At 71.9% G+C, this 26,235-nt stretch carries 26 protein-coding genes; 9 read left to right on the top strand and 17 right to left on the bottom strand.

Annotation, left to right across the window (positions count from 1 at the left end):
- Nucleotides 1-166: 166 nt before the first annotated feature.
- Entirely contained in the window at nucleotides 167-1,372 is a 1,206-nt protein-coding gene (locus R0232_RS27270; RefSeq protein ID WP_431510118.1) for an MFS transporter, read from the bottom strand.
- A gap of 105 nt (nucleotides 1,373-1,477) precedes the next feature.
- Here R0232_RS27270 and R0232_RS27265 point away from each other — a divergent pair, with 105 nt between their 5' ends.
- Nucleotides 1,478-2,284, top strand: coding sequence for an AraC family transcriptional regulator (locus R0232_RS27265; RefSeq protein WP_208511098.1), 807 nt, complete (start codon nucleotides 1,478-1,480; stop codon nucleotides 2,282-2,284).
- On the opposite strand, the gene R0232_RS27260 is transcribed toward R0232_RS27265, so the two are convergent.
- The 11 genes from R0232_RS27260 to R0232_RS27210 all read right to left on the bottom strand — a co-directional run bounded on the left by R0232_RS27260 (nucleotide 2,268) and on the right by R0232_RS27210 (nucleotide 12,540).
- Nucleotides 2,268-2,684 (bottom strand): cupin domain-containing protein, encoded by a 417-nt coding sequence (locus R0232_RS27260; RefSeq protein WP_431510117.1) that lies wholly within the window; start codon nucleotides 2,682-2,684, stop codon nucleotides 2,268-2,270. The two genes, R0232_RS27265 and R0232_RS27260, sit on opposite strands and share 17 nt — an antisense overlap.
- A 149-nt stretch (nucleotides 2,685-2,833) precedes the next feature.
- On the bottom strand, nucleotides 2,834-3,430 hold the full coding sequence (locus R0232_RS27255; protein ID WP_431510116.1) for an acyloxyacyl hydrolase: 597 nt from the start codon (nucleotides 3,428-3,430) through the stop codon (nucleotides 2,834-2,836).
- A 140-nt stretch (nucleotides 3,431-3,570) separates the two neighbouring features.
- Nucleotides 3,571-4,683, bottom strand: coding sequence for an iron-containing alcohol dehydrogenase (locus R0232_RS27250; protein WP_208511095.1), 1,113 nt, complete (start codon nucleotides 4,681-4,683; stop codon nucleotides 3,571-3,573).
- A gap of 113 nt (nucleotides 4,684-4,796) precedes the next feature.
- On the bottom strand, nucleotides 4,797-5,720 hold the full coding sequence (locus R0232_RS27245) for a LysR substrate-binding domain-containing protein (RefSeq protein ID WP_431510115.1): 924 nt from the start codon (nucleotides 5,718-5,720) through the stop codon (nucleotides 4,797-4,799).
- 93 nt (nucleotides 5,721-5,813) lie between these two features.
- Nucleotides 5,814-6,443, bottom strand: a complete 630-nt coding sequence (gene wrbA, locus R0232_RS27240) for an NAD(P)H:quinone oxidoreductase (protein WP_208511093.1) — start codon at nucleotides 6,441-6,443, stop codon at nucleotides 5,814-5,816.
- Nucleotides 6,444-6,484: 41 nt separating this feature from the next.
- Nucleotides 6,485-7,435: a ring-cleaving dioxygenase gene (locus tag R0232_RS27235; protein ID WP_208511092.1), complete on the bottom strand. Its 951-nt coding sequence runs from the start codon at nucleotides 7,433-7,435 to the stop codon at nucleotides 6,485-6,487.
- A gap of 46 nt (nucleotides 7,436-7,481) precedes the next feature.
- On the bottom strand, nucleotides 7,482-8,198 hold the full coding sequence (locus tag R0232_RS27230) for a nitroreductase (RefSeq protein ID WP_208511091.1): 717 nt from the start codon (nucleotides 8,196-8,198) through the stop codon (nucleotides 7,482-7,484).
- Between the two features lie 61 nt (nucleotides 8,199-8,259).
- Entirely contained in the window at nucleotides 8,260-9,138 is an 879-nt protein-coding gene (locus R0232_RS27225) for a tryptophan 2,3-dioxygenase (RefSeq protein ID WP_208511090.1), read from the bottom strand.
- On the bottom strand, nucleotides 9,135-10,550 hold the full coding sequence (locus R0232_RS27220; RefSeq protein WP_431510114.1) for an amidase: 1,416 nt from the start codon (nucleotides 10,548-10,550) through the stop codon (nucleotides 9,135-9,137). Before R0232_RS27220 ends, R0232_RS27225 begins: the two co-directional genes overlap by 4 nt.
- A 143-nt stretch (nucleotides 10,551-10,693) precedes the next feature.
- The gene (locus R0232_RS27215) at nucleotides 10,694-11,743 is read right to left on the bottom strand and encodes a glutathione S-transferase family protein (protein ID WP_431510113.1); all 1,050 of its coding nucleotides are present in this window, start codon (nucleotides 11,741-11,743) and stop codon (nucleotides 10,694-10,696) included.
- Nucleotides 11,744-11,916: 173 nt separating this feature from the next.
- The gene (locus R0232_RS27210; RefSeq protein WP_431510112.1) at nucleotides 11,917-12,540 is read right to left on the bottom strand and encodes a glutathione S-transferase family protein; all 624 of its coding nucleotides are present in this window, start codon (nucleotides 12,538-12,540) and stop codon (nucleotides 11,917-11,919) included.
- A gap of 212 nt (nucleotides 12,541-12,752) precedes the next feature.
- On the opposite strand from R0232_RS27210, the gene R0232_RS27205 reads away from it, so the two are divergent.
- Complete coding sequence (locus tag R0232_RS27205; RefSeq protein ID WP_431510111.1) at nucleotides 12,753-13,214, top strand: carboxymuconolactone decarboxylase family protein; 462 nt, start codon at nucleotides 12,753-12,755, stop codon at nucleotides 13,212-13,214.
- Nucleotides 13,215-13,278: 64 nt separating this feature from the next.
- Here the strand turns inward: R0232_RS27205 and R0232_RS27200 are convergent, their stop codons facing one another.
- The 5 genes from R0232_RS27200 to R0232_RS27180 form a co-directional block, all read right to left on the bottom strand.
- Nucleotides 13,279-14,142, bottom strand: a complete 864-nt coding sequence (locus R0232_RS27200) for a hypothetical protein (RefSeq protein ID WP_431510110.1) — start codon at nucleotides 14,140-14,142, stop codon at nucleotides 13,279-13,281.
- Between the two features lie 34 nt (nucleotides 14,143-14,176).
- Entirely contained in the window at nucleotides 14,177-15,004 is an 828-nt protein-coding gene (locus R0232_RS27195) for an alpha/beta fold hydrolase (RefSeq protein WP_431512931.1), read from the bottom strand.
- A gap of 302 nt (nucleotides 15,005-15,306) precedes the next feature.
- On the bottom strand, nucleotides 15,307-16,311 hold the full coding sequence (locus R0232_RS27190; protein WP_431510109.1) for a LysR substrate-binding domain-containing protein: 1,005 nt from the start codon (nucleotides 16,309-16,311) through the stop codon (nucleotides 15,307-15,309).
- Between the two features lie 200 nt (nucleotides 16,312-16,511).
- Entirely contained in the window at nucleotides 16,512-17,390 is an 879-nt protein-coding gene (locus tag R0232_RS27185) for an RNA polymerase sigma-70 factor (RefSeq protein ID WP_408908375.1), read from the bottom strand.
- A 194-nt stretch (nucleotides 17,391-17,584) separates the two neighbouring features.
- Nucleotides 17,585-20,434: an ATP-binding protein gene (locus R0232_RS27180; RefSeq protein ID WP_431510108.1), complete on the bottom strand. Its 2,850-nt coding sequence runs from the start codon at nucleotides 20,432-20,434 to the stop codon at nucleotides 17,585-17,587.
- 461 nt (nucleotides 20,435-20,895) lie between these two features.
- Here R0232_RS27180 and R0232_RS27175 point away from each other — a divergent pair, with 461 nt between their 5' ends.
- From R0232_RS27175 to R0232_RS27145, 7 genes are all read left to right on the top strand, one after another.
- On the top strand, nucleotides 20,896-21,681 hold the full coding sequence (locus R0232_RS27175; RefSeq protein WP_431510107.1) for a sensor histidine kinase: 786 nt from the start codon (nucleotides 20,896-20,898) through the stop codon (nucleotides 21,679-21,681).
- A gap of 138 nt (nucleotides 21,682-21,819) precedes the next feature.
- Entirely contained in the window at nucleotides 21,820-22,422 is a 603-nt protein-coding gene (wrbA, locus tag R0232_RS27170) for an NAD(P)H:quinone oxidoreductase (protein WP_431510106.1), read from the top strand.
- Between the two features lie 487 nt (nucleotides 22,423-22,909).
- A complete protein-coding gene (locus R0232_RS27165) occupies nucleotides 22,910-23,263 on the top strand; it encodes a hypothetical protein (RefSeq protein ID WP_431510105.1) in 354 nt (117 codons plus the stop codon).
- Entirely contained in the window at nucleotides 23,260-24,066 is an 807-nt protein-coding gene (locus R0232_RS27160; RefSeq protein ID WP_431510104.1) for an alpha/beta fold hydrolase, read from the top strand. Before R0232_RS27165 ends, R0232_RS27160 begins: the two co-directional genes overlap by 4 nt.
- 230 nt (nucleotides 24,067-24,296) lie before the next feature.
- Nucleotides 24,297-24,776: a carboxymuconolactone decarboxylase family protein gene (locus tag R0232_RS27155; RefSeq protein ID WP_208511077.1), complete on the top strand. Its 480-nt coding sequence runs from the start codon at nucleotides 24,297-24,299 to the stop codon at nucleotides 24,774-24,776.
- A gap of 29 nt (nucleotides 24,777-24,805) precedes the next feature.
- Nucleotides 24,806-25,561, top strand: coding sequence for an SDR family oxidoreductase (locus R0232_RS27150; RefSeq protein ID WP_431510103.1), 756 nt, complete (start codon nucleotides 24,806-24,808; stop codon nucleotides 25,559-25,561).
- A gap of 154 nt (nucleotides 25,562-25,715) precedes the next feature.
- Nucleotides 25,716-26,228 (top strand): Ohr family peroxiredoxin, encoded by a 513-nt coding sequence (locus R0232_RS27145; RefSeq protein ID WP_431510102.1) that lies wholly within the window; start codon nucleotides 25,716-25,718, stop codon nucleotides 26,226-26,228.
- Nucleotides 26,229-26,235 lie beyond the last annotated feature (7 nt).

The following is a 26,235-nucleotide window of genomic DNA, read 5'->3' as shown; positions in this document are numbered from 1 at the left end:
GCGGGTGGATGGAGGTTCGCGCGCCTCGGCCCGGTCCGTGGTCGATGGGCGCGGGAACCGACGCTTCGCGCCACGATGCCTCCGCGCGCGCCGGCCGGCCGTAGGAAGCCGGCGGTTGATCGCGTCGGAACGGGGGGAGGCATTCCACGGCCGCGCCGCCTGGCGGTCACGGGCCGATGTGCCTGGCGCGTCCCACCGACAGTCCGAGCGCGCACATCGCGAGGCACAGCAACAGGCAGGCCGCGAGCGGCAGGTTCCAGCTGCCCAGCCGCTCGTGCAGGTCGCCGACGAGGATCGGTCCCAGGGCCGCGAACAGGTAGCCGATGCACTGCGACATGCCCGACAGCGAGGCGGCGGTGCGCTGGTGGCCGGCGCGCAGGCCCACGAAAGCCAGGCTCAGGATCAGCGCGGCGCCCATGCCCATGCCGAAGGCGAAGACCCACACCGGCGCGAGCGCGGGCAGCGCGATCAGGCCGGCCAGGCCGACGGCACCGAGCGCGGGCGCGGCGAAGGCGAGCAGGCGCTGGTCGGGCAGGCGCTGCAGCAGCGGCATCATCAGCAGCGCGGGCACGGCGCCGGCCAGTTGCATCCAGCCGTGCAGCGCGCCGGCACGCGCGCTCGAATCGCCGGCCTGCTGCAGGATCGCGGGCAGCCAGGCGATCGCGGCGAAGTAGATGAAGCAGGTCAGCCCCAGGTAGGCCGCGACCTGCCAGGCCAGCGGGGCCCTCCAGACCGAGGCATGCGCCAGTCCGTCGGCGAGGCCGGGCGTGCTGACGGTGCGCGAGCGCAGCTGCGGCAGCCAGAGCAGCGCCGCGGCCAGCGGCAGCAGCGCGACGGTGGCCAGCGAGGCCGGCCAGCCGGCGCCGAGCGCGCGATCGATCGGCACGGCCACGGCCGAGACCAGGCCCGCGGCGGCGATCATCGAGAGCGCGTAGCCGGCCGTGAGCTTCGCCACCTGGCGCGGGAAGTCGCGCTTCAGCAGGCTCGGCAGCAGCACGTTGGCGATCGCGATCGCGCCGCCGATCACGCAGGTGCCCGCGTAGAGGGCCCAGGCGCTGCCGGCCGAGCGCAAGGCGATGCCCGCGACCAGCAGCAGCAGCGACACGAACAGCGTGCGCTCGAGCCCGTGCCGGTGCGCGACCGATGCGGCCGCCGGCGACACCAGCGCGAAGGCCAGCAGCGGCAGCGTGGTCAGCAGGCCGGCCTGCGAGGCATTGAGCGCGAAGCTCTGGCGCACGGGTTCGAGCAGCGGCCCGAGCGCGGTGATCGGCGCGCGCAGGCTGGCGGCGATCAGCAGGATGCCGGCGACGAGGAGGGCGGGGTGTCGCGTGGAACGGTGCGCGTGATGCGCGGCGGCGGTGGTCGAAGGCATGGTGTCGAAGGCGTGGCGGTACGTGCTTCGAATCTAGGGGCGCGAGCGCGAACGCCATGCCCGTGGACGGACAGACGATCGGCAAATCCGGTCAAAATGAATCGCATGAGCGCGCCGCGTCCGAACCCCTGGAGCTTCGAGTTCGAACGCATGGCGACGCCGCTCGCCGCGGTGCGCATCCGCACCGGCGCGCAGGCCGAGGAACTCGCGACGCACCATCATCCGCAGGGCCAGCTCGTGCTGGTGCTGCGCGGCGCGATGAGCTGCGAAGTGCCCGGTGCCTTGTGGATGGCGCCGATCCATGGCGGCCTCTGGATCCCGGGCGGCATGCCGCATGCGAACCGGGTCACGGCCGACGCCGACGTCTGCTTCCTGTTCGTGGCGCCGGGTGCCGCGGCCATGCCCGCGGGCTGCGCCGCGATGGGCGTCGCGCCGCTGCTGCGCGAACTGGTGCTGCACCTGGCCGCGCTGCCGCGTGGCGGGCAGGGCGACGCGCCCGAGACCGGGCGCCTGTGCGCCGTGGTGCTCGACCAGCTCGTGCGCATGCCCGCCGAGACGATGCACCTGCCGGTGTCTGGCGAGCCGCGGCTGCGCCGCCTGGTCGAGGCGCTGATGAACGATCCCTCGGACCGCACGACGGTCGCGCAATGGGCCTCGCGCCTCGCGACCAGTGAGCGCACGCTCGCGCGGCTGGTGCAGGCGGAGACCGGCATGTCCTTCGGCCGCTGGCGCCAGCGGCTGCACCTGATCGTCGCGCTGCAGTGGCTGTCCGCGGGCGCCACGGTGCAGCAGGTGGCGGGCGACCTCGGCTACGACTCGGTCAGTGCCTTCATCGCGATGTTCAGGAAGGCGATGGGCGTGCCGCCCGCGCGCTATCTCGCGCAGCGGCGACGCCTCACTTCACCGGAATGAAGAAGTCGGCACCCTTCTTCTTGATCAGCGTGACGACGAACCTGGCGGGCTTGGTGCTGCTCGCGTTGCGCCCCACGGTGTGGATGTCGTTGGGGCCTTCGTAGAAGGTCTGGCCCGGCGTCAGCGTGACCTCCTTGCCGCCCTTCACGCCCATCACGATCGAGCCCTCGAGCACGTAGACGAAGGAGTGCGCGTCGTGGCGGTGCACCGGGTCGACCGCGCCGGGCGGGTAGTCGACGGTGATCATCAGCACCTCCTTGCCGGGGAGGTCGGGCAGGTCCTGCGTGAGCAGCGAGCGCACCACGGCATCGGGCGCCGCGGCGGCGTGCTGCGCCAGTGCGATGCCGCAGGCGAGCAGCAGCGGTCGGGCGGTCCTGGCGATGTTCTGGCGGATGGTCATGGTCTTTTCCTTCGAGGAGCCCCGGCACGCGGGGCGGGTTGCGGGCGGTTCGCCCGGGTCGAGCGACCACTGTGCCGCGCCATCGGCCGCCTGCGACGGGCCGCCCGGCGCAGGCGCGCCTCTCTCTCATGGCGGGGCGAAGTCGCCGTTCAGAAGCGGTACGCGTAGCGCAGCTGAACGAAGTTCTCGCCCGGGTTCGGATGCCGGATGCCCGCGTTCGAGAAATGCTCGAGGCGCAGCGAGAGCTCGTGCTGGCGCCGTTCGCCGAAGCTGCGGCCGACGCCGAGGTGGGTGCCGAAATTGAAGCGCGTCGAGAAGCGCCTGTCGGCGGTCCGGTACAGCGACGAGGTGGCCGTGAGGCCCAGGCCCGCTTCCACGAACCAGGGCGATGCGCCGCCATCGCCGCGGTAGCGCAGCACCGGCACCAGCGCGAACTGCGACAGCCGCGCGAGGTCGGCGCGATCGCCGGCGCGGATCTGCCAGCGGGCGTACGAGAGCTCGAGGTAGCTGCCGATCTCGCCCGGGCCCAGCGTCCAGCGGTAGGGCAGGTCCCAGCTCAGGCCGGCGCCGAGCGCGGTGGTCTCGCCGGCCGAGCCGGCCTGCACGAAGACGGAAGAGGGCTCGAAGGCATCGCCGGCTTTCGCGCCGTGCGCCGGCAGCAGGCCGGCGAGGGTGGCAAGCAGCGCGCAGTGCGCGAGGGGCCGGACGCGCGCGGCGCGCTTCGGCGGGGAGAGGGTGTCGATCATCTTCAAGGGCCGGCGCGCGCATCGCCAAGGCCGCGCGCGCCATCGTTCGTCTGGATGCATCGAGCGTAGGCAGCGGGCCGGCCGCGCGCATGCGCCGGAAGAGAGACCGGCGCTCCTCTCCATCGCGCCGGCGCCCGTTCTCACCACAGGCTGTCGAGCAGCGCGTCGAGCTTCACGCTCGCGTTGTTGCCGAGGTCGGCCACCTCGTGCGGATAGTTCTTCTTGAGCAGCCGCGCCACCTCGGGCAGCCGGGCCCGGTCGAGGTCGAAGTGGCCGATGCGCTCGGGCAGGCCGAGCGAGCGCACCGTGGCCGCGATGCGGTCGGCCAGCGCGCCGGCCGCGGCGCCGCCGCCCGTGCCGAAGACCTCGAGCTTGTCGCCATAGAAGTCGGCGCAGGCGCGGATCACCGGCGCGAGCGTGATGCACGAGGTCGCGCTATGCGGCAGCCCGAAGGTGCCGCCGAGGATGTGGCCGATGCGGTGGCTCAGACCGTAGATCACCGAGGCCGGCGAGAAGTAGCACTGCCAGGCGGCGAGCTGCAGCTGCAGCAGGTCGTCGGCATCGACCAGGCCCTGCGCGAGCGCCGCGCGGGTCTCCAGCGCCGGCGGCCACTTCTCGAGCACGCGCAGGAAGCGCGCGAGGCCGCTGGCCGCCATCACCGCGTGCGGATGTTCCCTGCCGACCTTGCGCATGCCCTCGACCGCGTGGTCCATGCCCTTGATGGCCGAGGACAGCAGCAGCGCGCGCGGCGTGCCGCTCACCAGCACCGGGTCGATCACCACCACGCGCGGCACGGTCTCGCGCACCGCGTAGCTGCGCTTGAACTTCTCGGGGCCGTCGGTCTCGGTGATGCCGAAGTAGTGCGAGAACTCGGAGCCCGACAGCGTGGTCGGCAGCGCCGCGATCGGCAGGTAGCGCCCGGTCTTCTCGTGATGCAGGTGCGACACCGCCTTGGCCGCGTCGAGCACCGAGCCGCCGCCCAGCGCGACGATCGATCCGGCCTGCGCGCTCAGGCAGGCCTCGAGCCCTTCCTGCACCGCCACGTCGGGCACGTGCGCGGGCAGGTTCGTGAACGTGCCCGCGTCGTGCTGCAGGTTGGGCTGCACGCAATCGCGGTGCAGCTGCGCGAGCGGTGCCACCGTGAAGGTGATCGGCCGCTGGATGCCGTGCTCGGCCAGGCGCGCGACGGTGCTCTGCAGGATGTGCGGGCCCCAGAAGACGGCTTCTTGCGGCAGGCAGTTCAGGTGGTTCATCTCGGTCGGCTCGGGTGTTGGAAGGTCCCCAAGATAGAACCGCCGCGAGTGGCCCACAAGCCGCTCTTTGCGGGACGCATCGTCCATGGCCGTGGACGATGGACCGCTGTTCGTCAGTCGAAGCGCCGCGGGTGGTCGAAGGCCGTGATCACCGGGATCTCGACCGCGAGGAAGTCGACCAGCGCGCGCACGGCGGGCAGCAGCCCGGTGCGAAAGGGAATCAGCGCCGAGATGCGCGCATCGGCCGCCGACCAGTCGGGCAGCAACTGCTGCAGGCTGCCCGCGCGCAACTCGGTGCGGCAGATGTAGCCCGGCAGCGCGGCGATGCCGAGGTTCGAGCAGGCGGCCTCCTTGAGCGCGACCATGTTGTTGCTCTGGAAACGCGGGTCGATCGGCACCACGACCTCCTGCCCCTGCGGGCCGCGCAGCTGCCACTGCTGCGGGCCGTTGCGCACCATCGCGATGCTCTCGTGGCGCGCGAGGTCGGCCGGGCTCTCGGGCATGCCGCGCTGCTTCAGGTAGCTCGGGCTCGCGAACAGGTACCAGGGCACGTTGGCGATGGCGCGCTGCACCAGCGAGGAGCTCTGCAGCTCGGCCGTGTGGCCGCGCAGCGCGAGGTCGAAGCCCTCGCCCACGATGTCGACGTAGCGGTCGGTCGCGATCTCGATCACGCGCACCTTCGGGTGCTGGTTGAGGAACACCGGCAGCAGCTCGCGCAGCGCGAACTGCGCGATCTCCACCGCTGTGGTCAAGCGGATCACGCCGCTGGGCTCGGTGGCGCGCTGGCGCACCGCTTCCTCGGCCACGGTGGAGCTGTGCAGCATCGCGACCGCGTACTCGTAGAACTCCTTGCCCACGTCGGTCATGCCGAACTGGCGCGAGGTGCGGTTGAGCAGCCGCACGCCGAGGTAGCTCTCGAGCTCCTGCACGCGGTGGCTCAGCGTCGATTTGGGCAGCCGCAGCGCGCCGCCGGCGGCCGTGAAGCCGCCGCGGTCGACGACCTGCACGAAGTAGAAGACATCCTTCAGGTCGAGCATCGGAAGGTCTGTCGTTCGGTGGAAGGGCGCGGGGCGGGCAAGGTCGCGCAAGCATAGCGACTGCCGGGCCCCGCGCAAGCCGGGCGGCGTGCCTCAGGCAAGCTCGGCGACCGCCTCGGACTGGCGCAGCGCGCGCGCGGTGCGCGCGACGCGCCGGCCCTGGTAGGTGGCCACGGCCAGTTCGGGGGCGCCGGGCATGACCGAATCGCGCTTCGAGACATGGGTCGCGCCATAGGGCGTGCCGGCCTCGAACATCGAGGCATCGGCATAGCCCAGCGGCACGATGACCAGGCCCAGGTGGGCCATCGGCGCGTACATCGACAGCAGCGTCGATTCGTTGCCGCCGTGCAGCGAGGAGGTGGCGCCGAACACCGAGCCGACCTTGCCGTTGAGCCGGCCCTGGAACCAGAGGCCGCCGAGCGAATCGATGTAGGCCTTGAGCTCGGCCGCGATGGAACCGAAGCGTGTGGGCGTGCCGAAGACGATCGCGTCGGCCCACTCGGCATCGGCCTCGGTCGGGGCCTCGTAGCGCGCGTTCATCTCGCGCGCGCGCTCGGCCCAGTCGGGCACCTGGCGCATCACCTCGGGGCCGACGAACTCGCGCACGCGGCGCAGCCGGACCTCGGCGCCCTCGGCGGCGGCGCCCTGCGCGATGGCCTGGGCGAGCCGCTCGGTCGAGCTGTTGCGGGAATAGAAGACGATCAGAACCTTGGATGGGGACATGGAAGAACCTGCGTGACGGAAAGGGAAGGGGAGGAGCGTCGTCAGACGGCGATCGGCTCGAGGCGGCCCAGCAGCTCGTCCTTGCGCTCGCGCAGCCAGGGCGGCAGCTGGAACTCCTCGCCGAAGTGGCCGGGCGCCTCGTCGATCGCGAACCCGATGTCGGTGGTGGCGGCCTCGAACATCACGCCGCCGGGCATCTTGAAATACATCGAGCGGAAGTAGTTGCGGTTCACCGACTCGGAGGTGTCGATGTGGCCCATCGACATCAGCTTCTCCTTGATCCGCATCTGCTGCTCGACGCCGTCGACCGCGAAGGCCACGTGGTGGATCGTGCCCTCGCCGTAGATCGACGAGCCCTGCAGCCGGTCGGGCTCGTGCAGGAACTCGACGATGGTGCCGGGCGCGCCGTCGGCGGTCTCGAAGCGGTGGTGCGGGCCCGACTCGCCCGCGTAGCGGAAGTCCAGCGCCTCCTGCATGAAGATCACGGACTCGGCGACCTCGCGCAGCGACAGCGTGATGCTGTGCACGCCGCGGATCGCGTACTCGGCGGGAATGTCCGGTGCGCTGCAGGGCACGCGCGCGTCGCGGTCGCTGGCCACCAGGTCGAACTCGATGCCACACGGATGCTGGAAGCGCTGGCGCTGCTCGCCGAAGCGCTCGACGATGGCCGCGTCGAAGCTCACGCCGCGCTCGGCGAAGCGGCGGCGCCAGAAGTCCAGCGCGCCGCGCGGCACCGAGTAGTTGATGACGCGGATCTGGCCCGAGCCGCGGCGGCCCTTCACGCCCTTCTGGCGGAACGGGAACGAGGTCACGAGCGTGCCGGCGTCGCCCTGCGCATTGCCGTAGTAGAGGTGGTAGACCGGTTCGTCGCCGTCGAGCAGCACGGTCTTCTTGACCAGGCTCTGGCCGAGCAGCTTGACGTAGAAGTCGACGTCTTCCTGGGCGCCGCTGACGCAGGCGGTCAGGTGATGGAAGCCTTTGATGAGGGACATGGGGGTTCCTTGGGTGGGTGCGAGGGATCGCGGATGGGAGCGTTGCTCACTGGTGGATGAAGGAGGCGAAGTGCTCGAGCGCGAGCTTGGGCAGCGCCATGGCGTTCTCGGGCAGGCCGTTGTCGGCCCAGCCCATCGACATGCCGGCGATCACCATCTCGTCCGGGGGAATGCCGAGCTCGGCGCGCAGCACGTGGTGCTGCAGCGACCAGATCTGCTGCGGGCAGGTGTCGAGGCCGCGCGCCTTGGCCGCCAGCATCAGGTTCTGCAGGAAGCAGCCATAGCAGAGGAAGCTGGCCCATTCGAGCCGGCGGTCCATGGTGAAGATGAAGCCCACGGGCGCATCGAAGAACAGGAACTGGCGCTCCACGTCGCGCCGGCGCCCGACCTTGTCGCTGCGGTGCACGCCCTGCGCATCGCCGAGCTGGCCGCGAAAGCTGGTGAAGCGCTCCGCGTAGGGCTCGTGCAGCGGCTGCGGGAAGAAGGGGTACTCGGGCGCCAGCGTGTCGTGGTGGGCGCGGTACTCGGCCACCGCGGCCCGCGTGACGCGCTCGCGCGCCGCGCCCGTGAGCACGTAGCAGCGCCAGGGCTGCGTGTTGCTCGAGCTCGGCGCGTACTTCGCCACCGAGAGGATGTCCCGCACCATCTCGAGCGGCACCGGCCGGCCGAGGAAGCCGCGCTTGCTGCGCCGCTCGCGGATCAGGTCGTCGATGAAGGCGGCGGCATTCGAAGGAGGGAATTCGATCGAGGGATTCGCTGACATGGCCATCTTTCTGGAGGAGGAGGGATCGGGGAAGGCGGGCGGGGAGATCGCGGGCGCGCGTTCAGCGGCCCTGCCGCGCGGCGTGCGGGCAGACCGGCGGCGGGTCGCCGATGAAGCTGCGCGCCGACCAGAGCTCGGGGAACGGGATCTCGTCCATCGTCGGCGCGAGCCAGGCCAGGCCCTCGGTGCCGAAGTAGGCGGGGCGCGCGCCGAAGGTTCGCCGCGTGGCCATCAGGTGGCGGAACTTCCAGTGCACGAAGCCTTCGCCGATGTCGGCCAGCGTCTCGCCGAGCCGTTGCAGCTCGGGCTTCGATCCGGCGTCCGCGTAGATGACGCGCCAGACCTGCTCGACCTCCGGGCTCGGCAGGTAGGGCGCGGCCGGGTCGCGTTCGAGCAATGCCGGCGGCACCGCCAGTCCCTGGCGCCGCAGGAAGGCCAGCACGTCGTCGTAGAGGCTGGGCTCGGCCAAGGCGCGCTGCAGCTGCGCGAGGCGCTGCGGCTGCGGCGCGAAGTGCTGCAGGTGCTCGGCCTGCTTGATGCCGAACAGGTAGACCATGTGGCGGTAGGCCCAGCCCTGCAGCGCCGTGTCCTTGCCGTGCACGAGGCCCACGCGCGAGAGGATCGCCAGCAGGTCGTTCGGCGTCATCCAGGCGATCGAGCGCCAGATGGCGTCGAGCGGGTCGTGGTGCGCCACCACGCGCTGCAGCGCGCGCTGGGCCTGCGCCAGGTCGTCGGCGCGCAGGCAGGCCTGCGCGGTCTGGATCTCCTTGACGATCAGCGCCCAGTAGAGCTCGGACACCTGCACGTGGACGATCCACGCGGGCTCGCCGGGATGGTCGCTGACCGGGCGCTGCAGCGAATGCAGCAGGTCGGTCTGCATCCAGGCGCTGTAGGGCGTCTGGCCCGTGGCGGTGCCGGCGGGCGAAAGGGTGTCGTTCATGGCGTGCTCCTGGTGTCGTGGTCGATTCGTGGGGCGGGGGTGCAAGGCCGCTCGGTGCGCAGCAGCGCCTCGATGCGTCGGGCGATCCGCAGCAGCGCGCCGTCGTGGCCGGGCCGGGCCACGATCTGCAGGGCCGCGGGCAGGCCGCCGTCGGGTGCGGCCAGCGGGATCGAGAGCGCGGGAAAGCCCGCCAGGTTGAAGGGCGCCGTGTAGCGCATCAGCGCCTCGCGCACGCTGCCGCGCCAGGGGCCGATCGCGACCTCGTCCTCGCCCACGCGCGGCGCGGTGCACGGGCAGGTGGGCAGCACGAGGACGTCGAAGCGCGCCATCGCCTGCCGCAGCCGGGCCGTGAATTCGCGCCGGACCTGCTGCGCGTGCGCGTAGTCGCCCAGGGTCAGGGCCTTGGCGCGCTCGAGCCGCTCGATGGTCTCGCGGCCGTAGTGGCTGGCGATGCGTTCGGCGCTGCTGCGCCGGAAGTGCTCGATGCCGCCCTCGGCGAGCACGATCTGCGCGAAGGCCTCGAAGGTCGCGTCGAACAGCCGCGGCGCGGCGACCGCCTCGCAGTCGAAGCCGTCGGCCAGCCGGGCCACGGCGGCGTCGAAGATCGACGCGACCGCAGCGCTCGGCGCCACCGGCGCGATCTCGCGGACCACGCCGAGGCGCACGGCCGCGCGCGCCTCGCCGGGCGGCGTGCCGAGCCGCAGCGCCTGCGCGAGCAGGGCCACGTCGTCGACCGTCTCGCCCAGCAGGCCCGCATGGTCGAGCGTGGGCGCGAGCGGGAAGATGCCGCGCGTCGACAGCGCGCCGAAGCTCGGCTTGAAGCCGACCACGCCGCACAGCGCGGCCGGGATCCGCACCGAGCCGCCGGTGTCGGTGCCCAGGCCCGCGGCCACCGCGCCATGGGCGATGGCCGCGGCCGCGCCGCCGCTGGAGCCGCCCGGGATGCGGCCGGGGTCGAGCGGATTCAGCGCAGCGCCGAAGCTGCGGCTCGCGGTGGTCACGCCCCAGGCGAATTCGTGCGTGCTGGTCTTGCCGATCGGTATCGCGCCCAGCGCGACCAGCGCGGCCACGATCTCGGCGTCGGCATCCGGCACATGGCCCAGGAAGGCGGCCGAGCCGTAGCGGGTCTCGATGCCGCGGGTATCGATCAGGTCCTTGATGCCGATCGCCAGGCCCTCGAGCGCGCGCGGCCGGCCCTCGGCGTAGCGGCGTTCGCTCTCGCGCGCCGCCTTCAGCGCGCCTTCGCCGTCGATGGTGGCGAAGGCGTTGAACCTGCGCTGCGCCGACTCCGCCGCATCGAGTGCCTGCTCGACCAGCACCGACACTGTGGTGCGGCCCGCCGCGAGCGCCTCGAGCGCCCGGCGCAGTCCCGGCGCGCGCGGCACGGCGCCCGTGTAGTCGCGTGCATTCATCGCGGGCTCCTGGACTCGGGTTCGGCATTCAAGGTCGGTCTCCTCGGTTCGATGGGCGTGTGCGTTCGCGCGCCGTCGACGGGCGACGGGCGGTCAAGGTGGAAGAAGGTCGGGACGGCGCGCGTGCCGCGCCGTCGTGGGCGTCAGGCCAGGGCCTCGGCGCGACAACCCGCGAGGGCGTCCAGGAAGCGCGAGTGCGGCATCGAGGCCGCCGAGGCCTCGATCGCCTCGCGGCACAGCGACGGACGCCGCGAGAGCGCCTCGGCGTAGGCCCTCACCTCGGGCAGTGCCTGCCACATCGAGGCCAGGCCGAGGTAGGACAGGCGCACGAGGTTCACGCCCCACAGCAGGTCGGCCAGCGAGAAGGCATGGCCCCGGGTGCAGCCGAAGGTGCCGGCGGCGAGGTCGTCCTCGAGCGCCGCGAGCAACTGGGCGGTGCGATCGCGCGCGGCGCGCTGGAAGCCGGGATCGCGGCACAGGCGGCGGCCGCCGCTCTCCTTCGCGATCTTGGAGCGCCAGGCCGCGACCAGTTCGGGCTCGGCGGGGTGGGCCGCGATCAGCGCCTCGAGCGCCATGATCTTGTGGTCGTAGACGGTCCGCATCGCGGCCTTGAGCGGCTCGGGCCGCAGGTCGGCATCGGGATGGAAGCCGTAGAGCAGCGCGCCGTTGGGAAGGCGGTCGACGATGTCGACCTGGCGCATCGCCTCGGCGCGTCGCTCGGGCTCGTCGGGCACGAGCTGCACCGGGCCGCGCGACACCGCATCGAGGTAGACGCAGATGCGCCGCGAGTCGGCGATCACGCGCCCGGCCTCGTGGTCCACCAGCAGCGGCACCACGCAGGGATCGAAGCCCTCGGTGCGGACCGAGGTGCGGCCGCTGTAGCCGCTCACGTAGCCGATGCCCAGTTCGCGCGCGGCCACCAGCCGCAGGCGGACATAGGCCGGCGCGTAGTGCTCGGCCGGCACCAGGCCGTGCTCGCCCAGGGTGCCGAGGATCCGCATGTCGTTCGAGCGGTAGGGCAGCGCCTTCTCGTGCAGCACCGCGCGTACCTTCTGCGAACACAGCGAGCTGGCCGCATGGAACAGCTCGAAGCGCGGATTCGCGCCGCCGCCCACGAGCGCGATGCGTTCGGGGTCGAGGACCGTGGCGCGGGCGGCCACGGTCATTGCCATCAGGGAATCAGGATTGGTCATCGCGGTCCTCGTGTCGGGCTGCATCGGCGGCATCGCATTCGATGGAACGCGATGCCTGCATGCAGCGGGATCGTAGGGAGCTTGGCGATGGGTGAGAAGGCGCCAAAGCTTGCACGCACGGTCCCGGAAATCCGAACGATCGGGGGCGGACCGCGGCCCCCGCGCGGGCCGCGTCAGGCGCCGGGCGTCGCGGCCTCGTCGGGCAACAGCTTCACCCAGCCGGGCTGGCCATGCACGCGCGCGAGCCAGTCGCGGATGGCGCCGAAGCGTGCCATCTCGTAGCCGCCCTGGTGGGCGACCGAGACATAGGCCGAGACGGCGAGGTCGGCGAGCGTGTAGCGATCGTCCACCAGCCAGCCGTGCCGCGCCAGCCAGCGCTCGAGCTTCTCGAGCGCCGGATAGCCCTCGGCCTGCAGGCGCGCGATGTCTTCGCGGCGCGCCTGCGCCTGGCCGTGCAGGTGCAGCACGCGCGCGATCGCGAGCGGCTTCTGCAGGTCGGCCTGCTCGAAGAAGAGCCAGCCCATGAGCTGCGCGCGCAGGTAGGGATCGGCCGGCAGCAGCGGCGTGCCCTCGGCCAGGTGCAGCAGGATCGCGCCCGACTCCGCGATCGGGCGGCCGTCCTCGAGCACCAGCACGGGCACGCGCTGGAAGCGGCCGATCGCGCCGAAGGCCTCGGTGCGCGTCTCGCCCTTGGCGAGGTCCAGCGTGATGCGCTCGTAGGGGCGTCCGAGCTGGCTCAGCAGGATCCGGACTTTCCACGAGTTGCCGGACAGGCGACTGTCGTAGAGACGCAGCATGGGTGACTCCATCGGTGGGCGCGCGAGGCGGGGCTTCGCGCGGATTCTCGCTCGGCAAGGTGCCCCCCACCCCACGAAAGAGGCAGCGCCCCGCTGCCCCGATGGCCGCTGTGCGCGCCGACGGTGCCGCCTATGGTGGCTTCGGCGCTCCGCTGCCTGCGGCACGCGGGCGCCAGCCACCCTCCACCCTCCACCCAAGGAAAGAACACACCATGAACACGCAACCCCGATTGCCCTGGACCGAGATCGCACCGAAGTCCTACCAGGCGATGGCTGGCGTCAGCGGCTCGATCGCCAGGTCCGGCGTGGGCACCACGCTGATGGAGCTGGTGCAGACGCGCGTCTCGCAGATCAACGGCTGCGCCTTCTGCCTCGACATGCACGCGCGCGACCTGCGCCGCCATGGCGAGCGCTGGCAGCGCATCAACAGCCTGTCGACCTGGCGCGAGACCGGCCTCTACGACGAGCGCGAGCGCGCGGCGCTGAACTGGGCCGAGGTGCTCACGCGCGTGGCCGACGTGCATGGCGACCAGGACGCGGCCTTCGAGCAGCTGCGACCGCACTTCAGCGACCAGGAGATCGTCGAGCTCAGCTGGACCATCGCCGCGATCAATGCCTGGAACCGCATGTCGATCGGCATGCGCACGCCGCCGTCCGACCAGCCGATCGAGTGAGCCCCGAAAAAAAGCAGCCGGTGTCGCGCGACCCCGGCTGCTTTTTTTATGGGCGCGGACGGTGTCAGGCGCAGAGCCAGAACGCGACGTTGCGCACGTATTGCCGGGTCGAGCGCAGCGCCTCGGGAAAGCGCGCGATGCCGTCGCCGGGCGCCTCGCCCACGAAGCTCGGGCAGCCGCTCGACGGCGCCCAGTTGTAGTCGGCGAAGTGGTGGAAGGTCGACTGCGCGATCGCGCGGCCGCCATGCTCGGAACGCTCGAAGGCGACCGCGATGTTGAAGCGCCGGCCCGACACCAGGCTCTGGCCCTCGACGATCACGCGCCCGCTCGAGTCCTCGGGCGGCGCGCCGACCACGCCCTCGTGCGGATGCGCGGGCAGGTACTGGATCACGCCGGTGGCCGACTGCCGGTCGCGCATCACGGGGTGGATGCTGCCGACCGAGCGGATGCGCTGGAAGTCGCCGTTGGCGCCCGAGTGGTAGTTGGGCCAGAGGATGTGGGCCGCGTGCGTGTCGTCGATGCAGTGGCGCGTGCGGTCGGGCTCGCAGTTGCGGCTGTGGAAATGGTGCGCCGCGCCGATGCCGCCGAGGCTGCAGATCGAGCTGCCCACGTCCATGTGGTCGCGCGTGACCAGCAGCGCGCCGCCGCGGCGCCGGAAGCGTCCGATGCCCGCGCAGTCCTCGGGCGTCAGGCCGTCGCCGCCGTCGACGCCGAACAGCCAGAGCTGGTCGTAGTCGGAGGCATCGAGCGTCGAGAGCACCGGGTCGGGCGCGCCGGGGTGCGTGCGGTTGCGCGCCGTGACGCGGAAGGCCAGCCGGCCTTCCTTGTCCTGGAGCCCCGCGAGAAAGGCGCCCAGGCGGCTGAAACGATCGATGTTCCAGTCGTCCGGATCGCCATCGATCGTGGTTTGCAGCAGCAGGTTCAGCATGCGCGGCGCGGGGGTTGACCGTGTGGCGCGGCGTTCATGCGCGCAGGAAGGCCAGCAGGTCGGCATTGACCTTGTCCTGCAGCGTGGCGGTCAGGCCGTGCGGCGCGCCCGGGTAGTAGAGCGTCTTCACGTTCGCGATGAGCCTGGCCGATTTCTTCGCCGAGTCGTGGATCGGCACGATCTGGTCGTCCTCGCCGTGCATCAGCAGCGTGGGCACGTCGATCTTCTTGAGGTCCTCGGTGAAGTCGGTCTCGGAGAAGGCCTTGATGCACTCGTAGGCGTTCTTCTGGCCGCATTGCATGGCCCAGAGCCAGAACTGGTCGAGCACGCCCTGCGACACCTTCGCGCCCGGGCGGTTGGCGCCGAAGAACGGGATCGCGAAGTCCTTGTAGAACTGCGAGCGGTCGCTCGCGACGCCGGCGCGCAGGCCGTCGAACACCTCGATCGGCAGGCCCTCGGGATTGGCCGCGGACTTCAGCATCACCGGCGGCACCGCGCCGATCAGCACCGCCCTGGCCACGCGCTTGCTGCCGTGGCGCGCGATGTAGCGCGCCACTTCGCCGCCGCCGGTCGAGTGGCCGACCATGGTCGCCTTCCGCAGGTCGAGCGCCTCGAACAGCTGCGCCAGGTCGTCGGCATAGCCGTTCATGTCGTTGTTCGACGAGGACTGGCTCGAGCGGCCGTGGCCGCGGCGGTCGTGCGCGATCACGCGAAAGCCGTTGCGCGCGAGGAAGTGCATCTGGCCGTCCCAGGCATCGGCGTTGAGCGGCCAACCGTGCGAGAAGGTCACGACCGGGCCGTCGCCCCAGTCCTTGTAGAAGATCTGCGTGCCGTCCTGGGTGGTGATGGTGTTGCTGTTCATGCGAGTGCTCCGTTGGGTGGAAGGGTGGGGTTGGCGCGTGGCGGCGCCGGCGCTGTCGTGAAGGCCGAGGGCGAGCGCGCCGGTGGCGACGCCCGCGCCGGCCGCGATCAGGTCGCGGCGCGAGGGGTTCTGCGTGAGCTTCATGAGGTCTCCGTGAAGGGCAAGGGGTGGAAGGTCGCGCGGCCCGCACGCGGTATCGACGAGGGGCCGCGACCTGAAATCCATCGTAGGTCGGGCCTCGGCGCGGCGGTAGATTCGCCGAGGGACTCACGCTGTTGAAGACGGGGAACCAATGCGCGTCTTCAGCCGCCCGCACCGAGGTCCGTGAGGCACTGCAGGTCGGCCGCGCGGATGCGGTTCGTCATGAAGTCGATGAACACGCGCATGCGCGAGGGCAGGTGCTGGCGGCTCAGGTAGCAGATGTAGTGGCCGCGGTCGTCGGGCGCGTGCTGCGCCAGGCAGGGCACCAGCGCGCCCGAGCGCAGCGCATCGCAGATCAGGTAGCCGGCCATCTGCGCGATGCCCTGGCCGTCGAGCACGGCCTGCAGCACGAGGTCGGCGTCGTTGTAGGTGAGCCGGGCCGGCGGCGTGTACTTGCGGACCTGGCCGTCGACCTTGAACTCCCACTCGAAGATGCGGCCCGAGGCGAAGCGGAAGTTGATGCACTGGTGCTGCGCCAGCTCGTCGACCGTGGCCGGCAGGCCGCGCGCGGCGCGGTAGCCGGGCGAGGCGCAGACCAGCATCTGCATCGGGATGATCTGCTTGGCGATGATCTGCGCGTCCTCCATGCGGCCGTTGCGGAACGCGATGTCCACGCGGTCCGAGGTGAAGTCGCTGGGTTTGTCGTCGAGCAGCAGGTCGAGCGAGACCTCGGGATAGGCGGCACGGAAATCGGCCAGCAGCGGCGCCACCACGCGGCGCCCGAAGCCCACCGACGAGCTGATGCGCAGGTGGCCGCGCGGCGGGCCCTCGCGCAGGTCGCGCATCTCCTCGACCGCCTGCACGATGCGGTCGACGCCGGTGTGGCAGTTGGCGTAGAACAGGTCGCCCTCGCGCGTCAGGCTGGTGCTGCGCGTGGTCCGCACGAACAGCCGCACGTTGAGCTGGTCCTCGAGCTTCTGCACGCTTCGGCTGACGGCCGAGCGGCCGATGCCCAGGCGGTCGGCGGCGCGCGCGAAGCTGCCCTCGGTCACCACCGCGATGAAGGCGACCACGCCCGCATAGCTGGTGGCGAAGCTCGAGGCGAGCGGATCCGCGCGCGGCGACAGCGGCGTGGGCGAGGCAGGGGACAGGACGGGTGTAGGCATGGGACGGCTTCTCGGTTTGAAGGGGACGGGGGTCCGGTTCCTTCGCAAGGCGAAGCGGCCACTCTGCGCGCGGCGCGGCGCGAGGGCCAGTTAATGCCTGTCAAGCTTTGTTATGGGCCGCGCCGGCCGCGAACCTGCGACGCGCGCGGGCGCGCCGCCGGCACCGGAGGCCGGCGGCGCGGACGCATCGGAAGCGGTTCCTAGCGTTGCAGCAAGGCCGCCAGCGCGGCCAGCTTCTCGGGATTGCGCTGCGCCTGGATGCGCAGGATCCTCGTGCCGTCGGTCTCGAAGGCGTGCACCGACTCGAGCGCGCCGTCGAGGAAACGCATCCAGCCCCATTCGCCGTTGATCGGCGCGATCCGCATGCGCATGCGCGGGCCGAAGCGCCGGCTCGCGGCGTAGTAGAGCTGCGCGATGCGCTCGGCCCCGCGCAGCGGCGCCTCGAAGCTCGGCACCTTGCCGCCGCCGTCGCCGACGAACTCGGCGTCCTCGGCCAGCAGCGAGCGCAGGGCCGCGAAGTCGCCGCGCTCGGCGGCCTCGGAGAACTGCCTGAGCAGCCGCAGGTGCGTCTCGGGCGAGACGCGGTAGCGCCGGCGCTTCTCGAGGAGCTGGGTCCTGGCGCGGTGCACGAGCTGGCGGCAGGCGGCCTCGCTCTTGTCGAGCGTGAGGGCGATGTCCTTGTAGCTGGCGCCGAACACCTCGCGCATCAGGAAGGCCGCGCGCGCCTCGGGCGCCAGCCGCTCGAGCAGGGTCAGGAAGGCGATCGACACGTTCTCCACCTGCTCGAGCATCTGCTCGGGCGAGGGCGAGGCGTCGGACAGTACCGGCTCGGGCAGCCACATGCCGATGTAGTGCTCGCGTTCGACCTTCGCCGCGCGCAGCCGGTCGATCGACAGGTGCGTGGCGACCGACACCAGCCAGGCTTGCGCGTTCTCGATGCGCTCGCGCTGCGCCGCGCGCCAGCGCATCCAGGTGTCCTGCACCACGTCCTCCGCCTCCTCGTTCGAGCCGAGCATGCGGTAGGCGATGCCGTGCAGCCGCGGCTGGAGGTGGTGAAAGGTCTGGTCGAGGTCGTCGATGTGGTTCATGCGGTCCGTCCGGTGCCGGGTTCTGCTTCCCTGACAGACGGCCGGGCGCACGCTTTTGTGACGCGCGGCGAAAAAAACCGGAATCGGCGCGGGAAGCCCCGAGGGTAGGAACGAAGCGCGGCGCGGGCAGCCGGCGCTGGGGAGACGAGGTCCTGTCACTTTCGGGGGGGAGCCCCGCGCGCCTCTCAGCGCGCGACGAGCCGGTCGCGCAGCGCGCGGGCGCGCGCCAGGCAGGGGTTGCCGTGGCTGCCGGACGCGCGCTCGCAGATGTCCTCGAGCAGCACCAGGGCCGGCGCCGTGCGGCCCAGCCGATCGCGCAGCCGCGCGAGCTGCAGGGTCGCGCGCAGCTCCCAGGCCAGCGCGCCCTGCGCGCGCGCGGTCTCGATGGCCGTGCGGCAGAAGGCCTGCGCCTCCTCGTGCCGGCCCTGCCGCTCGCTGCGCCAGGCGGCCGCGCGCCAGGCCTCGGCGGCGCTCCACGAGCCGCCGCGGCGGGCCCGCTCGAGCGTGTCCTCGTCGAGCCACTCGGGACACAGGCTCACGAGCATCTCCCTGCGCATGGGATCGAAGTCCGCGAGCCGCGCGGCCACGTCGCGCACGCGCGCTTCGCGGTCGTCCGCGGTGGCGGCCTCCAGGCCCAGGCTGTAGCACTGCGCCCAGCGGTGCCAGAACACGAGCCCGCGGCGCTGCGTCTCCTCGAGCATCATGCGGATCCACTTGCGCGCCAGCCCGAAGCGGCCGGCCCACAGCGCCACCGGGCAGGCGCCGAACAGCGCGAAGCACAGCGACAGCGCATTGCCGCTGGCGCCCGCATGGGCCACCGCGCTGGCGGCCGTGCGCAGCGCGCGCGCCGCGTCGCCCTGGATCCACAGCGTGCGCGCGAGCATGGCATTGGTCGCGACCGGCGCATCGATCTGGAACACGTTGTCGCGCGCATTGCGCGCCAGGCCCGCGCTGCCGACGCGCATCGCGGCCTCGACGTTCTCGCGGGCCAGCGCGAAGTCGCCGTGGAAGTGATGGGCCAGCGCGGCGATGCGGTGCGACAGGTTGAGCGCCACCGGGTCGCGCGAGGCCTGCGCGATCTCGCCGACCCGTGCCGCATGCCGCAGCGCCGGCGCGTAATCGCCGCGGCCCACGTGCCACATGCACAGGCCCCAGCGCGCCTGCAGCTCGAGCACGCAGGAGCGCGCGGCCAGCGCGTCGGCCAGCGCGCGTTCGCAGGCCGCGCCCATGTCCGCGGTCGGCCCCAGCGTGTGGAACAGCGCATTGCCGAGCGCGACGTGCAGCCAGGTGGCGGTCTCGGGGTCGGCGCCGGGCATGCGCTCCACGGCCTCGAGGGTGGCGCGCACGCGGTCGCGGTACTCCTCGATCTGCGAGGCATGGAACCACAGCGGCGCCGACTCGATCGCCAGCGTGGCGGCGATCTGCGCGTCGCCCAGCGGCGCCAGGCAGGCGTCGAGCGCGCTGCGTACGTCGTCCAGGCGGTGCGCATAGCGCTCGCTCCATTCGCGCACGGTGAGTTCGCGCAGCTCGGCGGTGGCGGCGCGCATCAGGTCGCGCATGAACAGCGCATGGCAACGCCGCAGGCTCGCGGCCTCGTCGGCGTCCGCCAGCTGGCCGGCCGCGTAGCTGCGCGTGGTGTCGAGCAGCCGGTAGGGCGCGAAGGGCTCGTTGTTGTCGAAGGCCACCAGCGACTTGTTGGCCAGCGAGATCAGCGCGTCGAAGGCCAGGTCGGCCTCCATGTCGGCCGCGGCCATGCCGAGCGCCGACTCGACATCGAAGCGGCCGCGGAACACCGAGAGCCGGCGGAACAGCTGCAGCTCCGCGTTGTCGAGCAGCGCGATGCTCCAGTCCAGCGCGGCCGCGAGCGTGCGGTGGCGCGGCAGCACGCTGCCGTTGCCGGCCGAATACAGCCGCATGTGGTCGTTGAGCCGGCGCGCGAGGTCGCCGATGGGCTGCACGCCGAGCCGCGCCGCCACCAGCTCGATGGCCAGCGGAATGCCGTCGATCTGGCGCGCGATCCGCGCCAGCAGCGCGCCGTCCGCCTCGAGCGGCGCGCGCGCGCCGGCGGCCAGCGCGCGTTCCACCAGCAGCTCGACCGCGGGCGACTGCAGCGCCTGCGCCAGGTTCAGCTGCTCGGTGTCGGGCACCGCGAGGGTCGGCAGCCGCAGCACGCACTCGCCCTCGGCGCGCAGCGCCTCGCGGCTGGTGGCGAGCACGCGCAGCCGCGGCAGCGCGGCCAGCAGGCCCGCGAGCAGCGGCACCAGCGCATCGAGCACGTGCTCGCAGTTGTCGACCAGCAGCAGCAGCTCGCGGCCGGCCAGCCGCTGCTCGATGGCCTGCAGGGTGTCGGGCGCATCGGCCGGCGCGCCGAGCGCGCGCGCCATGGTGCCGAGCACGTGCTCCTGCGACACCAGCGGTGCCAGGTCGACGAAGGCCGTGGCCACGGCGCGGCGCTGCTGCAGGCATTGCGCGGCATGGAGGGCGGCGCGCGTCTTGCCGATGCCGCCGGTGCCGGCCACGGTCACGATGCGGTGCGTGTCGAGCGCCGCCAGCATGCGTTCCACGTCGGCCTCGCGGCCGATGAGGCGCGTGAGCGGCACCGGCGGCTTCGCGAACGCGGGCTCGTCCGCATCGCCGCCGGAGGCGGCGCCGACCTCCTCGCGCAGGGCCCTGGCATTGAAGCGGTAGCCGCGCAGCGGGATGTTGGAGATCCATTCCTCGCAGGGGTCGGAGGGCTCGGGTTCGCCGAGCGCCTTGCGCAGCGCCGACATCTGCACCCGCACGCTGGCTTCCTCCACCACCACGCCGGACCAGACCGCGGCGAGCAGCTCCTCGCTGCTCACGACCTCGCCGGCGCGCGCGATCAGCTGCAGCAGCAGTTCGAAGGCGCGCGAGCCCAGCCGGATGGCCTGGCCGAAGCGCTCGAGGCGGCGCTGCGTCTCCCAGACCACGAACGCGCCGAAGCGCCAGCGGATGTCGGCCGACATGTCGGGCGCTGCCTGCATCACGGGCTCGCGGCGCGGCGGGGCCGGCAAGCGGGCCTTCGGCGCCGGGACGCAAGGCGCTTCGGGGGCTGCGGGGCGACGGTGTGCGTCATGGAAGGATCCTGGGGAAAAAGACGAAGGAGGGCGCGGCGGTGCGCGGCGCCGGCATCGACGCGGCTGGCGCCACGAAAGCAAGACGGATGGGCGGGGCGTTTCGTGACAGGAATCTTCCGGCCCGGGCCCGCGCGGCCCGGGCCCGGGTCGCGGACGCCGGCGCGCGGCGCATGGCGTGCCTTCATCCTAGGCACGGCACGCGGTGCGTCAATCGCCCGCGGCCGGACGATGCGTCCAGGAACGGCGAACGATGCCCGCACGCTCCTTCCGCTGCGTCGCGATTGGTGCTCGTCCGACAACACGGTACGCCGCGGCGCATGCCTTCCGCCGCGCGTGGGCGCTGCCTAGGATCGCCTCGTTTCCGACCCATCCCCCCGCCACCGCCGCACGGACCCTCCATGAATCTCCATCCCCTGCCGGGCCAGCGCTCGATCGTCGAACCCTCCGCCTGCCCGGGCCCGGCCCTGCGGCTGCGCAATGCCGCGCGCGACCGGGTGCTGGCGGTCGTGAGCCACGAGCTCAAGCAGCCGCTCAACGTGATCCGCATGAATGCCGAGCTGCTGCAGCGGCTGCCCGCGGCCGGCGCCTCGGCGCGCGTGCGCGGCATCGCCGAGGCGATACAGCGCGCGATCGAGAACCAGACGCGGCTCATCAACGACCTGCTCGACTTCTCGCGTGCCCGCACCGGCAAGCTCGCGCTGCATTGCCGGCCGCTCGACTTCGGCGAACTCGCGCTCGAGCTCGTGGCCACGCTGCGCGCGGGCTGGAGCGCGGGCAGCATCCGGGTCGAGATGCTGGCGGCCGAGCCATTGCGCTGCCATGCCGACCCGGTGCGGCTGCAGCAGATCGTGGGCAACCTGCTCGACAACGCGATGAAGTTCTCGCCCGCGGGCGCCGAGGTGGTGCTGCGGCTGTCGTGCGAGGACGGCTTCGCGCGCTGCTCGGTCGTCGACAGCGGCTGCGGCATCGCGCCCGAGTTCCTGCCGCATGTGTTCGGGCTGTTCAGCCAGGCCGGCGCCGAGGGCGCCCATGGCGGCCTGGGCATCGGCCTCGCGCTGGTCCACGGCTTCACGGTGGCCCATGGCGGCTTCGTGAAGGCGGTGTCGGCGGGCGTCGGGCGCGGCGCGGAATTCAGCGTCTGGCTGCCGCTGCAGCGGTCCGGCGCCGCCATGCACGCGGCCTGAGTTCGCCGCCATCGATTGGTGCGAGGCGGGCAACACGGTGCGGCCGCGCGGCGGCCTACCGCCGCGGTCCGTCGCTTCCTACGATGGCCCCGCACCCGTTCCTTTCCCTCCACCCTCTCTTTCTTCATCGGACATCCCATGCGCAAGATCCTCGTTCTCTACTACAGCATGTACGGCCACCTCGAGCAGATGGCCCAGGCCGTCGCCGACGGCGCGCGCTCGGTCGCCGGCAGCGAAGTCACGCTGCGCCGCGTGCCCGAGACCATGGCGCCCGACGCGCTGCGCCAGGCCGGCGGCAAGGCCGACCAGGCGGCCGAGGTCGCGAGCATCGCGGAGCTGCCCGGCTACGACGCGATCCTGTTCGGCACGCCCACGCGCTTCGGCAACATGGCCGGCCAGATGCGCACCTTCCTCGACCAGACCGGCGGCCTGTGGGCGAGCGGCGCGCTGGTCGGAAAGATCGGCGGCGTGTTCACCTCGACCAGCACGCAGCATGGCGGCCACGAGACCACCATCACCTCCTTCCACACCACGCTGCTGCACCACGGCATGCTGATCGCGGGCGTGCCCTACACCTGCGCCGGCCTGACCCGCATGGACGAGATCACCGGCGGCTCGCCCTATGGCGCCGGCACCTTCGCGGGCACCGACGGCAAGCGCCAGCCCTCGGCCAACGAGCTCTCGATCGCACGCTTCCAGGGCGAGCACGTGGCGCGGCTGGCCAGCCAGCTCGCACGCTGAGACCGGTGCCGCGCGCGGCCACCTGTCCACGCGTTCCTTCGACGTTCCCGAGCGCGTCGCGACATTGATCGCGGCCTGAACCACGTCGGCGGCCCGACGCACCCCGGCGCGCCCGGCCGGGGCCGCGAAGGCCGCCGATTCCTTTTTGCCTTCCGCCCGCCGCAACGAAGATGACGGGTGCCAGATTGCCGAGGCGGCTGTAATGAGGCGTGCACTTTCCATCCGTTCGTGCACGGGACGAACTCACGTCGGCGCGGATGCTTCCGCGCAAATCCGATCAGCAACACGGCAACGCGGCGGGTGGAGGGCGCCTTTGCATCCCGCCCGGCGCGCATCGCATTGATGCCACGCGCACAACACGGCGATCACCGTCACGGGACTACCGCAACCGTGTGGCGAAAAATAGCATTCCCACCGTGCCGCGATCTCCGCGCACCGGTGCCCCGGACGACCCCGGGGCCGGGGCCCCGCCCCGCGAGGAAGCACCATGACCCAGCGCATCCATTCTTCGGCGATCCCGCGCGCGGCGCGCACCGTGCAGCCGGTCGCGTCGGCGCCGGACGAGATCGAGCTGGCCTGCCGCTGGGCCTACATGGCCGTGTGCCTGCTGGCCATCGGCGCGGCCGGCGCGATCGCGCTCGGCGAGGCCGGCCATGCGGGCCTGCGCTTCGCCGCGGTCGCGATGGAAGCACCGCGCGCGGCGCCCGCCGGGTCCGGCGCCGCGACCCACCGAATCTCGAAAGGAGCGAAGGCGGCGTGCCTGCACCTGTCGCTCGAGATGCCCCTCGCACCCGCTGCGAGGACACCCAGCCAGGCCATTCACTTCCAGGAAATCTCATGAAGAAACTCTCGCAATTCGCACGCGCCTTCTGCGCCATCGGCATCCTCGGCCTGCAGCTCGCGGCACCCGCGCGCGCCACGCCGCCGGACCGCCCCACCATCGTGCTGGTGCACGGCGCCTTCGCCGAATCGGCAAGCTGGAACGACGTGGCGCGCGACCTGCGCGCGCGCAGCTTCCCGGTCATCGCGGTGGCCAATCCGCTGCGCGGCGTGAAGTCCGACGCGGCCTACGTGGGCGCGGTGGTGGCCTCGGTCCCCGGGCCGGTGGTGCTGGTCGGCCATTCGTACGGCGGCTCGGTGATCTCGGCCGCGGCCGAGGGCCGGCCCAACGTCAAGGCGCTGGTCTACGTGGCCGCCTTCGCGCCCGAGGTCGGCGAGTCGGCCGTGGACCTCTCGGGCAAGTTCCCCGGCAGCACGCTGGGCCCCACGCTCGCGCCGCCGGTGGCGCTCCCCGATGGCGGCAAGGACCTCTACATCCAGCAGCCGCTGTTCGGACGCCAGTTCGCCGCCGACGTGGCGCCGCGCGTGTCGGGGCCGATGGCGGTGGCGCAGCGTCCCGTGACCGAGGCCGCGCTCGGCGAGCCCGCGCCCGCCGCGGCCTGGAAGCACCTGCCGTCGTGGTTCGTCTATGGCGATGCCGACAGGAACATTCCGCCGGCCGCGCTGTCGTTCATGGCCGAGCGCGCGAAGGCGGTCCGCACGGTGGTGGTCAAGGGCGCCTCGCACGTGGTGATGGTGTCGAAGCCGGGCCCGGTGGCGCGGCTGATCGCCGAGGCCGCGGATGCGAAGGCGCCGCGGGACTGAGCCGGGTCGCCGCGATCGCGGCGGCGCGCGAAGGGCGGACCCCGCGGGGTCCGCTTTTTTTTGCGCGGCGATTGGTGCGCAACGCTCAACACCGTGCGCCCGCCGGCAGGCCTACCGGCGCACGAATGCCAAACCTAGCATCGAGTCTCCTCTTCGCGATCCTCGCAAACGGATGACTCAGCCGCTCTGAGCCGAGGCGGCCGCCTCTCACGCCCTCAAGGAAAAAAGCCATGACCCAACGCGTCAAGTACACCGAGCAATCGCCCGAGATCTTCAAGAAGTTCGTCGAGTTCCTCAATGCCATCAAGGAGAGCTCGATCGAGGAGCCGGTGCGCAACCTGGTGTCGATCCGTACCTCGCAGCTCAACGGCTGCACCTTCTGCCTCGACATGCACGTCAAGCAGGCCAGGATCCAGGGCGAGCGCGAACTGCGCCTGCTGCACCTGGCGGCTTGGCGCGACTCCACGCTGTTCGTGCCGCGCGAACGCGCCGCGCTGGCCTGGACCGAGGTGCTCACCAAACTGCCCGAGCAGGGCGTGCCCGACGACATCTACGAGCGCGTGCGCACGCAGCTGTCGGAGAAGGAGATCTCGGACCTGACCTTCCTCGTGATGTCGACCAACGCATGGAGCCGCCTGAACATCGCGTTCAAGACCGTGCCCGGCTCGTCCGACAAGGTCTTCGGCCTCGACAAGGCCAAGCTGGCCTGAACCCGCAACCCCATCCAGGAGAACGCATCATGAAGATCGTCGTCATCGGTGGCTCGGGCCTGATCGGCTCGAAGGTCGTCGACAGGCTGCGCGAGGCCGGGCATGAGGTCGTCGCGGCCTCGCCCGCCTCGGGCGTGAACACCCTCACCGGCGAGGGGCTCGATGCCGCGCTGGCCGGCGCACAGGTGGTGCTCGACGTGGCGAACTCGCCCTCGTTCGAGGACCAGGCCGTGCTCGAGTTCTTCCAGACCTCGGGGCGCAACCTGCTGGCCGCCGAGGCGAAGGCCGGCGTCCGGCACCACGTCGCGCTGTCGGTGGTGGGCACCGACCGCCTCAGCGAGAGCGGCTACTTCCGCGGCAAGATCGCGCAGGAAGCGCTGATCCGCGCGGCGAACATCCCCTACACCATCGTCCACTCGACGCAGTTCTTCGAGTTCCTCGGCTCGATCGCGCAGTCGGGCGCCGACGGCAACACGGTGCACCTGTCGCCGGCCTTCGTGCAGCCGATCGCCTCGGACGACGTGGCGGCGGCGGTGGCCGACTACACGCTGGGCGCGCCGCGCCAGGGCGTGGTCGAGATCGCGGGCCCGGAACGCGTGCGGCTGTCGGACCTGGTGCAGCGCTACCTCAAGGCCTCGAACGATCCGCGCACCGTGGTGCCCGACGTGAAGACGCGCTACTTCGGCGCGCTGCTGCAGGACGACACGCTGGTGCCGGGCCCGAACCCGCGCCTGGGCGCGCTGAACTTCGACGCCTGGTTCGCACTGCCGAAGGCGCCGCGCTGAGGCGCGGCCGCCGCCACCCCTTGCCGGCACCTCCGCCGCCGCAGCCGTGAAGACGGCAGCGCGCGAACAGGCGTCCCCTGCCGCGCGGTGTTGCGTCGCCGCGGTCGCGGCGGCGGAGGCCGCCGGCGCCGCCCCTGGCTCCCCGCCCTCCACCATGCCCGCACTGCATCCCCCACCCGTGAGCCTCCTCGACAAGTACCGGGGGGCGGCCTTCGAACCGATCTACACCACCACCGTCACGGCCAGCGGCGGCGAGGCCAGGCATGCGCGCGCCTCGGGCATCGTGCGCTCGGACGACGGCAAGCTCGACCTCGCGCTGCGGCTGCCGACCGAGCTCGGCGGCGACGGCGGCCGCACCAATCCCGAGCAGCTGTTCGCCGCGGCCTATGCGGCCTGCTTCCATGGCGCGCTGAACCTGCTGGCCACGCGCAACAAGGTCGAGGTGCGCGAGGCGAGCGTGCGGGTGACGGTGGGCTTCGGGCGCGACCCGGTCGACGGGCTGTTCATGCTCACGGCCGAGGTCGCCATCGACCTGCCCGGCGTGCCGCGGCCGGTGGCCGAGGAGCTGGTGCGCAACACCGAGCGCTTCTGCCCCTACGCCAAGATGGCCCGCAACGGCATCGCGAGCGTGGTGGCGCTGGCCCCCGCGGCCGATAACAAGGTTTGACACGCCT

The sequence above is a fragment of the Variovorax sp. DAIF25 genome (assembly GCF_050711835.1).
GTDB lineage: Bacteria > Pseudomonadota > Gammaproteobacteria > Burkholderiales > Burkholderiaceae_C > Variovorax.
Note: the sequence above shows the minus strand (reverse complement) of the source record. Positions and strands in the feature narration are given on the sequence as shown.